This is a genomic window from Actinacidiphila sp. bgisy160 (assembly GCF_057707815.1).
On sequence record NZ_JBYIQW010000055.1, the window covers coordinates 1 to 12,981 of the forward strand.

Consider the following 12,981-nt stretch of genomic DNA (forward strand, 5'->3'; position numbering starts at 1 on the left):
GGGCCCCCCCCCCCCCCCGCCCCCCGCGGGGGGCGGCGGCCGGATCCCCCGGCCGCCCGGGCGCGCGGTCACTCGTCGGCGTGCAGGCTCATCGGGCCGTAGATCTTCGTGCCGTCCTCGAAGAGGTGTACCTGGTCGGCGCCTCCCTGGAGGAGGTCCTTCCAGACCTCGCCGATCCAGGACTCGGCGTCGCCTTGCGTGGTGAACTCCTCGGGCTCGACCGCGGGGGTGGCCTCCGTGCCGTCGGTCTTCTCGAAACGCCACGTCCACGCCATGTCCGTCTCCTCGTCCCTGGGGGTGCCTGCCCGGCAGCGTAGCGTGCGCGGACGCGAGAGGATCTGCACGTGGAACTGACTCTCCTCGGCACCGGCGGCCCCGGCGGCGTGCCCCTGACCGACTGCCCGTGCGCGGCGTGCGCGACGGCGGTGGGCGACCAGGCGCGGGCGGCGACCGCACTGCTCGTGGACGGGGTGCTGCTGCTCGACCTGACGCCGGGTCTCGCGCTGACCGCGGCCCGCTCCGGCCGTTCGCTCGCCGGGGTCCGCCAGGTGCTGCTGTCGCACCCGCACGACGGGCCGGCCCTGGAGATCCCGGCGGGACCGCCCGCGCCGGGCCGGGTGGCGCCCGGGCAGGAGATCACGCTGCGGACCGGGCACCGGGTCCTGGCGGTGCCGGTCGACGCGCCCGGCTCCGGGTACGAGGTGACGGGACCGGAGGGCGAACGGCTGCTGTACCTGCCGCCGGAGTGCGCCCCCGCGGGGTTGCCTGAGGCCGTGGAGCCGTACCGGATGGTGCTGCTGGACGCCGTGGGCCGGCCGGACGCGCTGGCGCGGCTGCGCGCGGCCGGCGCGGTCGGGAGCACCACCGACGTCCTCGCGGTCCACCTGGACCACCGCGTCCACCCGGGGCCGGAGTTGCGGCGCCGGCTGGCCGCGCTCGGCGTACGGGCGGTGCCGGACGGCACGACGCTGACGGTCGGCGACCTCCACGACGTGCCCGACGTGCCGCGGCGCACACTCGTCCTGGGCGGGGCACGGTCGGGCAAGTCGGTGGAGGCGGAGCGACGGCTGTCGGCCTTCCCCGACGTGGTCTACGTGGCCACCGGCGGGACGCCGGGCGGCGACCCGGAGTGGGCAGAGCGGGTGGCGCTGCACCGGGAGCGGCGCCCGCAGTCGTGGCGGACGGTGGAGACCTGCGACCTGCTGCCGCTGCTGGCCGACGGGGACGGGCCCGCGCTGCTGATCGACTGCCTGTCGCTGTGGCTGACGCACACCATGGACGCGCTCGGCGCGTGGGACGACGAACAGTGGGCGGAGGGCGCCGAGCGCGAACTGCGCCGCCGCGTCGGGGAGCTGGTGGCGGCCTGGCGCGCGACCCGCCGCACGGTCGTGGCGGTCAGCAACGAGGTCGGCTCCGGGGTCGTCCCGGCCACCGCCGCCGGACGCAGATTCCGCGACGAGCTGGGGCGGCTGAACGTCGCGCTGGCCGACGAGTCCGAACACGTGCTGCTGGTGGTCGCGGGACAGGCGGTGGCGCTGCGGGGCTGACCTCGGCGCGCGGCCCCCCGGACCGGTAGTGTTCGACCCCGTGAGCGGCCTGAACATTGATGACTTCGCGACCCTGGTGGAGCGTCCGGACGCCGGTGTGCGCCGTGACGCACGCGACCGCTGGCAGCGGCTGGTGCGCCCGGCCGGCGCGCTGGGCGGACTGGCCGAGCTCGCCGACTGGCTGTCGGCGGCCCAGGGCGTGGCGACCGTACGCCCGATCGAGCGGCCCAAGGCCGTGCTCTTCGCGGCGGACCACGGGGTGGCGGCGCTGAAGGTGTCGGCCCGTTCGGCGGGCACCGCGGTGGAGCTGGTGCGGCATGTCCTGGACGGGGCCTCGCCGGTCAATGTGCTGGCCCGTCAGTACGGAGCGGCGGTGCGGGTGGTGGACGTGGGCGTGGACGCCCCGGCCGAGGACCTGCCCGCCGACGTGACGGCGCACCGGGTACGGCGCGGCTCCGGCCGGATCGACGTGGAGGACGCGCTGACGGCCGAGGAGGCCGAGGCGGCCTTCCGGGCCGGGATGGCCGTCGCCGACGAGGAGGCCGACTCCGGCACGGACCTGGTGCTCCTCGGCGACCTGAGCGTGGGCGGCACCACGGTTGCCGGGGTGCTCATCGCGGCGCTGTGCGGTACGGACGCCTCGGTGGTGACCGGCCGCGGTTCGGGCATCGACGACATCGCGTGGATGCGCAAGTGCGCGGCGATCCGCGACGCGTTGCGCCGGGCCCGGCCCGTGCTGGGCGACCAGCTGGAGCTGCTGGCGGCGGTCGGCGGCGCGGACATGGCCGCGATCACCGGTTTCCTGCTGCAGGCCTCGGTGCGGAAGCTGCCGGTGGTGCTGGACGGTGTGGTGTCCGCGGCGTGCGCGCTGGTCGCGCAGCGGATCGCCTTCCGGGCGCCGGACTGGTGGCTGGCCGGGCAGGCCAGCGGTGAGCCCGGCCAGGTCAAGGCGCTGGACCGGCTGTCCATCGAACCGCTGCTGGACCAGAAGGTGACGGCGGGTGAGGGCACTGGTGCGCTGTTGGCACTACCCCTGCTCAAGGCGGCGGCGGCCCTGTCGGCGGAGCTGCCGGAACGTTTCTGACACGTCGCGAAACAGGCCGTTCCCCTGGGTTCCGGACCTATGGGAACGGCCTGTTTCGGTCTGGCCGAACGCGGCGCGGCGTCCACCGTCGGGTATCCGCGCATGGTCGGCCTGGCCGGCCTGCTGGGTGCCGGGCACCGCGCGAGCGCCGAGTACCGGCCGGTCCGGGAGCCGCGTCTCCTGCTCTGCGAGAAGGGCGGCGAACATCCCCGGCCGGACTGGCGAGCGCGTGGGCCGCGGGCTTCCCGGCCGCACCCCGGACGCCTCGCTGTGGCGGCGGGAGGCCGCCGGGTACGGCGAGGCCGCGACGGCCGCCGCGGTACCCGGCGGGTGCCCGCCCAGGTCCACGATGCCGTGCCGCGGACCCTGGACGAGGTGCGCGCCCGCCCCTCCGTGCGGCAGCCGGCCCTGATCACCGGGTTGCTCGGCGGCACGAAGACGATCGAGGGCCCGGAGCGGCCGACCGCCACCGCGAGCGCCGCGCCTCGACGGCCGAGGCGAGGCCTCGGCCGTCGAGGCGCAGACGCTCACCATCACCGTCCGGGGGACCGGCGCCAGCCGCCGCGCGCCCTGCCCCCAGCGGACGTGCCGGGGCCTGAGCGCCCGGTGAGGCCGCCGGTCCTGTGGCCGCCGCAACGGGCCTGGCCCGACCAGCGCGCGTCGTTCATACCGTTCCGGACCGGCCGTTACCCTGCACGCCATGACCGCCGACCCCGCCCCCGCTCCCGCACCCCCCGCCGCTTCGGCCGCCGACGGACTGCGCTTCGCCTTCGGCACGCTGACGGTGCTGCGGATCCGGGTCACCCGCTGGGACCGCCCGGCGGCCCGCGCCGGGATGCTCTGGGCGCCGCCGGCCGGACTGGTCGTGGGGCTGTGCGCGGCGGCGGCCGGCGGACTGCTGCTGCTCCTCGGCTCGGGGCCGCTGCCCGCCGCGGTCGCCGGCGCCGCCGTCCCCGCCGCCCTGACGCGGGGGCTGCACCTGGACGGGCTGGCCGACACCGCCGACGGGCTCGGCAGCGGCAAGCCCGCCGAGGACGCGCTGCGCATCATGAAGCAGTCCGACATCGGCCCCTTCGGCGTGCTCACCCTGGTCCTCGTCCTGCTGGCGCAGGTCGCCGCGCTCGCCGAACTGTACGGCCAGTCCTGGACCCGGGGCGCGGTGGCCGCCGCCCTGGCCGGGCTCACCGGCCGCGCGGCGATGACGCTGGCCTGCCGCGACGGCGTTCCCGCGGCCCGTCCCGGCGGCCTCGGCGCGGCCGTGGCGGGCGCCGTCCCCGCTCGTACCGCCTGGGCGCTCGCCGGGCTGACGGTTCTGGTGTGCGCCGCCTGCGGGGCCGCCCTCGGCCTGCCGGACGCGGTGCGCTGCGCGGTGGCCGCGGCGCTGGCGTTTGCCGCCGCGGAACTGCTGCTGCTGCGGTGCCGCCGACGCCTGGGCGGCGTCACCGGTGACGTCTTCGGCGCGTTGTGCGAGACCTCCGCGACGACCGCGCTCCTGGTGCTCACCCTGGGCTGAGCGCCCGGCGACGGCCTCACCAAGGGCGGGCGGATGCCCCAACTCCCGCCGAGCGGCGGCGGATCGGGACCCTGCCCGGGGTGCCGGGCGGGCGCGCTCCGCTAGGGAAAACCCGCGCCTTCGCCGCCATGGGAGCAGGTCGCGGTCGCAAGTGACAGGAGTGAGCGTAAGGTCGGTGCTGCACCCCCCCTGCCCGTGCCGCGAAGGACGCCCGGCGTCGGGACCCGAGGGGGAGCCGGACGGAGTCCGGCGTCAAGTATTGGACCCCCGAAGGAACAGGATCCGCATCACCGTGACTGCACTGACTCTCAGCACCTCCTCCGCGGCAGCGCTGCGCGCTGACGCCGTCGTCGTCGGTGTGACCAAGGGCGCCAAGGGCCCCGAGGTCGCCGCCGGGGCGGAGGCGGTGGACCAGGCCTTCGCCGGCCGGCTCGCCGCGACGCTCGAGACACTGGGCGCCTCGGGCGCTGAGGGTGAGGTGACCAAGCTCCCCTCCCCGGACGGCCTGAAGTCCCCGGTCGTGCTGGCGGTCGGGCTCGGTGAGGCCCCGGCCGACGGCGCCTCGTACGACACCGAGGCGCTGCGCAAGGCCGCCGGTGCCGCCGCCCGCGCGCTGGCCGGCTCGAAGAAGGCCGCCTACGCCCTCCCGGTGCAGGACGCGGACGCCGCGCAGGCGGTCGCCGAGGGCGCGCTGCTCGGCGCCTACGTGTACACCACGTACCAGTCGTCGGGCGGCAAGGCGCCGCTCGCCGAGGTCGCGCTGGTCGGCGCGAAGCCGCGGGACAAGGCGTTCAAGGCCGCCGCCGAGCGGGCCGCCGTCGTCGCGGCGGAGGTCAACCGGGCGCGCGACCTGATCAACATGCCGCCGAACGACCTCCACCCGAAGTCCTTCGCCGCGCTCGCGCAGGAGGCCGCCAAGGAGCACGGCCTCAAGATCGAGGTGCTGGACGAGAAGGCACTGGTCAAGGGCGGCTACGGCGGCATCATGGGCGTCGGCCAGGGCTCGGCGAACCCGCCCCGCCTGGTGAAGATCGCCTACACCGGCGCCAAGGGCCGCGACGCCAAGCACCTGGCGCTGGTCGGCAAGGGAATCACCTACGACTCGGGCGGCATCTCCCTGAAGCCGGCCGGTCACAACGAGACCATGAAGTGCGACATGAGCGGCGCCGCCGCCGTGCTGTCCACCGTGGTCGCCGCCGCGCGCCTCGGCCTGCCCGTCAACGTCACCGGCTGGCTGGCGCTCGCCGAGAACATGCCCTCGGGCAGCGCCGCCCGCCCCGGCGACGTGCTGAGGATGTACAGCGGCAAGACCGTCGAGGTGCTCAACACCGACGCCGAGGGCCGCCTGGTCATGGCCGACGCCCTCACCCGCGCCTCGGAGGAGAAGCCCGACGCGATCATCGACGTGGCGACCCTGACCGGCGCCATGGTGCTGGCCCTGGGCCACCGCATCTTCGGCGTCATGTCCAACGACGACGCCTTCCGCACCGCGGTGCACGAGGTCGCGACCGAGGTCGGCGAGCCGTCCTGGCCGATGCCGCTCCCGGCCGACCTGCGCAAGGCCATGGACTCCCCCACCGCGGACATCGCGAACATGGGCGAGCGCATGGGCGGCGGCCTGGCGGCCGGCCTGTTCCTGAAGGAGTTCGTCGGCGAGGGCATCACCTGGGCCCACCTGGACATCGCGGGCCCCGCCTTCAACGAGTCCGGCCCCTTCGGCTACACCCCCAAGGGCGGCACCGGCTCCGCCATCCGCACCCTGGTGCGCGTGGCCGAGAAGGCCGGCGAGGGCGAGCTGCTCTGACCGCGGTGTAAGCCTCGGCACATTCCGTACGGCCCCGGGTATGGCATCCGGGGCCGTACGCGTTCGCCAAGAGCGAGCAAAGAGCGCAACCGCTCCGTATTCCGTAGGGGGATACCGGCGAGTAGCCCCGGCCGGGGACGTTCCGTACGTCTCAGACACCGGCCCGGTGCCTCGTCCGCCCCGAACAAGTGCGAAGATGTTGTCTCGGCACGACAGGGCCCCGTTTAACAGAAGCGGCCGAACAAAAGCCGCCGCCCGGTCACGACGGACCGGCTCCGGCGTATCCATGCATGGAGGACGTGACGTGGCGAACGACGCCAGCACCGTTTTCGACCTAGTGATCCTCGGTGGCGGTAGCGGCGGCTACGCCGCGGCCCTGCGCGCGGCGCAGCTCGGTCTGGACGTCGCCCTGATCGAGAAGGACAAGCTCGGCGGCACCTGCCTGCACCGCGGCTGCATCCCCACGAAGGCTCTGCTGCACGCCGGTGAGATCGCGGACCAGGCCCGCGAGGCCGATCAGTTCGGTGTCAAGGCCACTTTCGAGGGCATCGACATCGCCGGGGTCCACAAGTACAAGGACGACGTGATCTCGGGCCTCTACAAGGGCCTGCAGGGCCTGGTGGCCTCCCGCAAGGTCACTTACGTGACCGGTGAGGGCCGGCTCTCCTCCCCCACGTCCGTGGACGTGAACGGCCAGCGCTACACCGGCCGGCACGTGCTGCTGGCGACGGGCTCCGTGCCGAAGTCGCTGCCGGGCCTGGCCATCGACGGCGACCGCATCATCTCCTCCGACCACGCGCTGGTCCTGGACCGCGTGCCGAAGTCGGCGATCATCCTCGGCGGCGGCGTCATCGGCGTCGAGTTCGCCTCGGCGTGGAAGTCCTTCGGCGCCGACGTCACCATCGTCGAGGGCCTGCCGCACCTCGTGCCGGCCGAGGACGAGAACAGCTCCAAGCTGCTGGAGCGCGCGTTCCGCAAGCGGGGCATCAAGTTCAACCTCGGCACCTTCTTCTCCAAGGCCGAGTACACCGCCGACGGCGTCAAGGTCACCCTGGCCGACGGCAAGGAGTTCGAGGCCGAGGTCCTGCTCGTGGCCGTCGGCCGCGGCCCGGTCTCCCAGGGCCTGGGCTACGAGGAGGCCGGGGTCGCCATGGACCGCGGCTACGTCCTCGTCGACGAGTACATGCGCACCAACGTGCCCACCATCTCCGCGGTCGGCGACCTCGTCCCGACCCTGCAGCTGGCCCACGTCGGCTTCGCCGAGGGCATCCTCGTCGCGGAGCGGCTGGCCGGCCTGAAGACCGTGCCGATCGACTACGACGGCGTGCCGCGCGTCACGTACTGCCACCCGGAGGTCGCCTCCGTGGGTATCTCCGAGGCCAAGGCCAAGGAGCTGTACGGCGCCGACAAGGTCGTCACGCTGAAGTACAACCTGGCCGGCAACGGCAAGAGCAAGATCCTCAAGACCGCGGGCGAGATCAAGCTCGTCCAGGTCCGCGACGGTGCGGTGGTCGGCGTCCACATGGTCGGTGACCGTATGGGCGAGCAGGTCGGCGAGGCCCAGCTGGTCTACAACTGGGAGGCCCTGCCCGCGGAGGTCGCGCAGCTCATCCACGCGCACCCGACGCAGAGCGAGGCCCTCGGCGAGGCCCACCTCGCGCTGGCCGGCAAGCCGCTGCACTCGCACGACTGACTCACGGACACGCAGAACCATCCGCACAGATCGTTAGGAGCAACCGAAACCATGGCGGTTTCCGTAACCCTGCCGGCGCTCGGCGAGAGCGTGTCCGAGGGCACCGTCACCCGCTGGCTCAAGGCCGAGGGTGAGCGCGTCGAGGCCGACGAGCCGCTGCTCGAGGTGTCGACCGACAAGGTCGACACCGAGATCCCGGCGCCCGCCTCCGGCATCCTCTCCTCCATCAAGGTGGCCGAGGACGAGACGGTGGAGGTCGGCGCCGAGCTGGCCGTCATCGACGACGGCACGGGCGCCCCCGCTGCCGCTCCCGCCCCGGCCGCCGCCGCGGCCCCCGCACCGGCTCCGGTGCAGGAGGCCCCTGCCCCGGCGCCCGCCGCCGCGGCCCCCGCTCCCGCTCCGGCTCCGGCCGCGGCCCCGGCCGGTGGCGCCGAGGGCACCCCGGTGCTGCTGCCGGCGCTGGGCGAGTCGGTGACCGAGGGCACCGTCACCCGCTGGCTGAAGTCGGTCGGCGAGAGCGTCGAGGCCGACGAGCCGCTGCTCGAGGTCTCCACCGACAAGGTCGACACCGAGATCCCGTCGCCGGCCGCCGGCACCCTGCTGGAGATCCTCGTCGGTGAGGACGAGACCGCCGAGGTCGGCGCCAAGCTCGCCGTCATCGGTGCCGCCGGCGCGGCCCCCGCCGCCGCTCCGGCCCCGGCCGCCGCGGCTCCGGCGCCCGCCCCGGTCGCGCCCCCGGCCCCCGCTCCGGTCGCCCCGGCCCCGGCCGCTCCGGCCCCGGCCCCCGCTCCGGTCGCCCCGGCCCCCGCCCCGGTCGCGGCTCCGGCTCCGGTCACCCCGGCCCCGGCCGCTCCGGCCGCCCCCTCGGCGACGGCGCCGACCGACGAGGGCGCGTACGTGACCCCGCTGGTGCGCAAGCTCGCCGCCGAGAACGGCGTGGACCTGGCGACGGTCAAGGGCACCGGTGTCGGTGGCCGCATCCGCAAGCAGGACGTCCTGGCCGCCGCCGAGGCCGCCAAGGCCGCCGCTGCCGCGCCGACCGCCCCGGCCCCGTCCGCGGGCGTCACGGTGCCGGCCGCCGCCGCCGCGCTGCGCGGGCAGACCGTCAAGATGACCCGCATCCGCAAGGTCATCGCCGAGAACATGATGAAGGCGCTGCACAGCCAGGCGCAGCTGTCGACCGTGGTCGAGGTGGACGTCACCAGGATCATGAGGCTGCGGGCCCGGGCCAAGGAGTCCTTCCTGGCCCGCGAGGGCGTCAAGCTCTCGCCGATGCCGTTCTTCGTGAAGGCGGCCGCCGAGGCGCTGAAGGCCCACCCGGTCATCAACGCCAAGATCAACGAGGACGGCACCGTCACCTACCACGACGTCGAGAACGTCGGCATCGCGGTGGACTCGGAGCAGGGCCTGATGGTCCCGGTCATCAAGGGCGCCGGCGACCTGAGCCTGGCCGGCATCGCCAAGAAGACGGCGGAGCTGGCCGGCAAGGTCCGCAACAAGAAGATCAGCCCGGACGACCTGTCCGGCGGCACGTTCACGATCAGCAACACCGGCTCGCGCGGTGCGCTGTTCGACACGATCATCGTGAACTACCCGCAGGTCGCCGAGCTCGGCATCGGCGCCACCGTGCGCCGCCCGATGGTCGTCAACCACCCGGACCTGGGTGAGACCATCGCGATCCGCGACGTGGCGTACCTGACCCTGTCGTACGACCACCAGCTGGTCGACGGCGCGGACGCCGCCCGCTACCTGAACGACGTCAAGGCCCGTCTCGAGGCCGGCGAGTTCGAGGGCGACCTCGGTCTGTAACCGACCGGAGTCCTCGCGGGACCGTACGACGGCCGAGGCCCCAGCCCCTTCCCGGGCTGGGGCCTCGGCCGTTCCCCGGGCCGGCCCCCGCCGCGTTGAACGGTCCGGGCCCGGCGGACGTACTCCGGGGGGCAGGGCCGGGCAGCCGGACACCGGCGAACCCGCCCTGCGGCAACGGCGGATCGACGAGCCGACGACCGCCCGGCGGTGGCCGGCGCGTCACCGTCACCGGCTCCCGCCGGGGCGCCACCGCCCCCACCGGCCCGGCTGCCCCGGCGGGTTGCGCGCTGCGGTGTCCTTCCCCCCGCGCTGATGCGCACGCAGCGGGCTCCGGCGGGGCCGGTCCGGACCTCCCGGACCGGCCCCGTCCCGGTGCCCAGGGCGACCGCATAGCCTCGGGGTATGCGTGCGGCACGACTGATCCACCTCGTCCTCCTGCTCCAGTCCCGCGAGTCGATGACGGCGGCCGAACTCGCCGGGGCCCTGGAGGTGTCCGAGCGCACCGTCGGCCGGGACGTGCTGGCCCTGTCCGAGGCGGGGGTGCCGGTCTACGCCGAGCGGGGACGCGCCGGCGGCTACCGGCTGGTCGACGGCTACCGCACCCGGCTGACCGGGCTGGCCCGTGCGGAGGCGGAGGCGCTGTTCCTGTCCGGGGTGCCCGCCGCGCTGCGGGCCATGGGCCTGCACGACGCGGGCTCCTCGGCCCGCCTGAAGGTCTCCGCCGCCCTGCAGCCCGAACTGCGGGACGCGCCGCGCTCGGCGGCACAACGCTTCCACCTGGACGCGCCGGGCTGGTGGCAGGAGCCGCAGACGCCGCGACTGCTGCCGGCGCTCGCCGAGGCGGTGTGGGGCGACCGGCGGCTGCGGGCCCGTTACCGGCGCGGGGAGGAGGAGGTGGCGCGCGAGCTGGATCCGTACGGCCTCGTGCTCAAGGGGGGCGTCTGGTACGCGGTGGCGCGCTGCGGCGCGGACGTCCGGGTCTACCGGGTGGACCGGTTCACCGCGGCGGAACCCACGGAGGATCGTTTCGGCAGGGACCCGGACTTCGACCTGCCCGCGTTCTGGGAGGCCCGCGCCGCCGAGTTCGCCCGCTCGATGCTCCGGGACGAGGTCGTCCTGCGCCTCACGCCCGACGGCGCCCGCCGCCTGCCGTACGTCACCGACCGCGCCGCCGCCCGCGAGGCGCTCACGGCCGCCGCGCCGCCGGACGCACGGGGGCGGGTGACCGTCACGCTCCCCGTCGAGAGCCGGGACGTCGCCTACGAACAGCTGCTGTCCCTCGGCCCCGACGCCGAGGTGCTCGGCCCGGCCGCCCTGCGCGAGCGGCTGGCCGAGGCGGTCCGCGCCATGGCCGCCGTCTACGGCTGAGGGCCGCTTTCGGCGGTCCCGGCGACACGGGGCCGCGCCTGCCGTGTTCCGCGTGCGTCGGAGGGCCGCAGCCAGGATGCTGGAGCGGTGATGGACGAGACGGAGTTCTGGGAGATCGTCGACAGCACGCGCGAGGCAGCGGGGGGCGACCCGGAGGAGCAGGCCGACCTGCTGGTGGAACGGCTGACCCAGCTCGACCCGGAGTCCGTCGTCGACTTCGCGCGGCACTTCGAGAGCCGTTTCAACCGGGCCTACCGCTGGGACGTGTGGGGCGCCGCCGACCTGATGCTGGGCGGCGCCGGTGACGACGCGTTCGACTTCTTCCGGTGCTGGCTCATCGGTCAGGGACGGCACGTCTTCGAGCAGGCCGTCCACGACCCCGACAGCCTCGCGGAGATGACCGGCTCCTTCGACCCGGAGGTGGACGGCGACGCGGAGGACCTCGGATACGCGGCGGACGAGGCGTACGAGCAGCTCACTGGTGTCCGGCTGCCCGATCTGGACCTGCCGGCGCAGCCCGCCGAGCCGGAGGGCGTCTACATCGACTTCGAGAACGCGGCCGCGGTGGCGGAACGATTCCCCCGGCTCTGGGAACGCTTCGGCTGAGCCCGGCCGCGCGTCGCGGAGCGCCGGGGCCCTACCGGGTGCGCCTTCAGACCCGGCGCCCCATGCACACGTCGTCCACGTACCCGCCGTCCAGCAGGAACTCCCCCGGCAGCACGCCCTCCACGGTGAACCCGGCCGCCTCGTACAGCCGCCGGGCCGGGGTGTTGTGACCCAGCACCCGCAGCGTGACGCGCACCGCGCCCTGCCGGCGGGCCTCCTCGACGGCCGCCAGGACGAGTTCCAGCCCCACCCCGCGGCCCCGCGCCCAGGTGTCGACCGCCAGGCCCCGGATCTGGCGCACATGGGCGTTGGAGGCCAGCGGCGTCGGCGGCGCCATCCCGACGAAACCCGCGAGGCGGCCATCGGTCTCCGCCACCAGGAACGCGTCCGGCCCCGAGGTCTCGCCGAAGAAGTCCTCGTTCTCCTCCAGCGGCGGCCGCACCGCGTGCAGGGTCGACCAGGTCGCCCGCTCCAGGCGGGCGAGCGCGGGGTCGTCGGAGAGCAGGGCCGGGCGCACACGGATGTCGGACATGAGCGTCACCTTCCCATACCCCCAGGGCCGTTCTGCGCCACGATTACCCCATGCGCATCGCCATCACCGGCTCGTCCGGCCTCATCGGCTCCGCCCTGGTCCGCTCCCTGCTCACCGACCGGCACGAGGTCCTACGCCTCGTCAGGCGGGAGCCGTCCGGGCCGGACGAGGTGCGCTGGGACCCGCGGGGCGGCACCGTCGACACCGCGGGGCTCGAGGGCGTGGAGGCCGTCGTCAACCTCGCCGGCGCCGGGGTCGGCGACCACCGCTGGACGGACGCCTACAAGCGGACCATCCGCGACAGCCGCGTGCAGGGCACCGCCACCCTCGCGCGGGCCCTCGCCTCCCTGGACACCCCGCCGCGGGTGCTCGTCAGCGGCTCCGGCATCACCGCGTACGGCGACACCGGCGACCGCCGGGTCGACGAGAGCTCACCGCTGGGCACCGGCTTCCTCCCCTCCGTGTGCCGCGACTGGGAGGCCGCCGCCGGCCCGGCCCGCGACGCGGGCGTCCGCACCGCGTTCGCCCGCACCGGGCTGGTCGTCTCCGGCAGGGGCGGCGCCTGGGGCCGGCTCTTCCCGCTCTTCAAGGCGGGCCTGGGCGGGCGGCTCGGCGACGGGCGCCAGTACTGGAGCTTCATCTCGCTGCACGACCAGATCGCGGCGCTGCGCCACATCGTCGACACCGAGTCAGTCTCCGGCCCGGTCAACCTGTGCGCGCCCGAGGCGCTGACCAACACCGAGGTGACCCGGGCGATGGGACGGGTGCTGCGGCGGCCCACGGTGTTCGCGGTCCCCGGGCCCGTACTGCGCAGCGTCGTCGGGGAGTTCGCCACCGAGATCCTCGGCAGCACCCGCGCGGTGCCACGGGTGCTGCTGGACTCCGGGTTCAGCCACGCCCACCCCGGGATCGACGAGGCGATCCGGGCCGCGCTGGCCGAAGAAAGGCACTGAATGCCACCCACAGCCGTTTTCCGGCATCAGTTGGCGCGGGAGTGGGCATGACGGTTCCAGCGCCAGCTGACG

11 protein-coding genes are annotated in these 12,981 nt (G+C 74.8%); 9 read left to right on the forward strand and 2 right to left on the reverse strand.

Translation table 11 applies throughout. From position 1 onward, the window contains the following. Nucleotides 1–68 precede the first annotated feature (68 nt). Nucleotides 69–275: a hypothetical protein gene (locus AC3EUJ_RS30465; protein WP_431967016.1), complete on the reverse strand. Its 207-nt coding sequence runs from the start codon at nt 273–275 to the stop codon at nt 69–71. Nucleotides 276–344: 69 nt separating this feature from the next. Here AC3EUJ_RS30465 and AC3EUJ_RS30470 point away from each other — a divergent pair, with 69 nt between their 5' ends. The 8 genes from AC3EUJ_RS30470 to AC3EUJ_RS30505 all read left to right on the forward strand — a co-directional run bounded on the left by AC3EUJ_RS30470 (nt 345) and on the right by AC3EUJ_RS30505 (nt 11,424). Continuing rightward, nucleotides 345–1,547: a bifunctional adenosylcobinamide kinase/adenosylcobinamide-phosphate guanylyltransferase gene (locus tag AC3EUJ_RS30470; protein ID WP_431967018.1), complete on the forward strand. Its 1,203-nt coding sequence runs from the start codon at nt 345–347 to the stop codon at nt 1,545–1,547. A 40-nt stretch (nt 1,548–1,587) separates the two neighbouring features. Then, complete coding sequence (gene cobT / locus AC3EUJ_RS30475; RefSeq protein WP_431967020.1) at nt 1,588–2,631, forward strand: nicotinate-nucleotide--dimethylbenzimidazole phosphoribosyltransferase; 1,044 nt, start codon at nt 1,588–1,590, stop codon at nt 2,629–2,631. Between the two features lie 700 nt (nt 2,632–3,331). After that, on the forward strand, nt 3,332–4,144 hold the full coding sequence (locus tag AC3EUJ_RS30480; protein ID WP_431967022.1) for an adenosylcobinamide-GDP ribazoletransferase: 813 nt from the start codon (nt 3,332–3,334) through the stop codon (nt 4,142–4,144). A 292-nt stretch (nt 4,145–4,436) separates the two neighbouring features. Beyond that, nucleotides 4,437–5,948: a leucyl aminopeptidase gene (locus AC3EUJ_RS30485; protein ID WP_431967024.1), complete on the forward strand. Its 1,512-nt coding sequence runs from the start codon at nt 4,437–4,439 to the stop codon at nt 5,946–5,948. 304 nt (nt 5,949–6,252) lie between these two features. Then, on the forward strand, nt 6,253–7,641 hold the full coding sequence (gene lpdA, locus AC3EUJ_RS30490) for a dihydrolipoyl dehydrogenase (RefSeq protein ID WP_431967026.1): 1,389 nt from the start codon (nt 6,253–6,255) through the stop codon (nt 7,639–7,641). A gap of 51 nt (nt 7,642–7,692) precedes the next feature. Beyond that, on the forward strand, nt 7,693–9,450 hold the full coding sequence (sucB, locus tag AC3EUJ_RS30495) for a 2-oxoglutarate dehydrogenase, E2 component, dihydrolipoamide succinyltransferase (RefSeq protein WP_431967028.1): 1,758 nt from the start codon (nt 7,693–7,695) through the stop codon (nt 9,448–9,450). Between the two features lie 402 nt (nt 9,451–9,852). Next, on the forward strand, nt 9,853–10,818 hold the full coding sequence (locus AC3EUJ_RS30500) for a helix-turn-helix transcriptional regulator (RefSeq protein ID WP_431967030.1): 966 nt from the start codon (nt 9,853–9,855) through the stop codon (nt 10,816–10,818). 90 nt (nt 10,819–10,908) lie between these two features. After that, nucleotides 10,909–11,424, forward strand: a complete 516-nt coding sequence (locus tag AC3EUJ_RS30505; protein WP_431967032.1) for a DUF4240 domain-containing protein — start codon at nt 10,909–10,911, stop codon at nt 11,422–11,424. 46 nt (nt 11,425–11,470) lie between these two features. On the opposite strand, the gene AC3EUJ_RS30510 is transcribed toward AC3EUJ_RS30505, so the two are convergent. Beyond that, nucleotides 11,471–11,956, reverse strand: a complete 486-nt coding sequence (locus tag AC3EUJ_RS30510) for a GNAT family N-acetyltransferase (RefSeq protein ID WP_431967034.1) — start codon at nt 11,954–11,956, stop codon at nt 11,471–11,473. 50 nt (nt 11,957–12,006) lie between these two features. Between AC3EUJ_RS30510 and AC3EUJ_RS30515 the strand changes: the two genes are divergently transcribed. Further along, nucleotides 12,007–12,909, forward strand: coding sequence for a TIGR01777 family oxidoreductase (locus AC3EUJ_RS30515; RefSeq protein ID WP_431967036.1), 903 nt, complete (start codon nt 12,007–12,009; stop codon nt 12,907–12,909). Nucleotides 12,910–12,981: the final 72 nt, after the last annotated feature.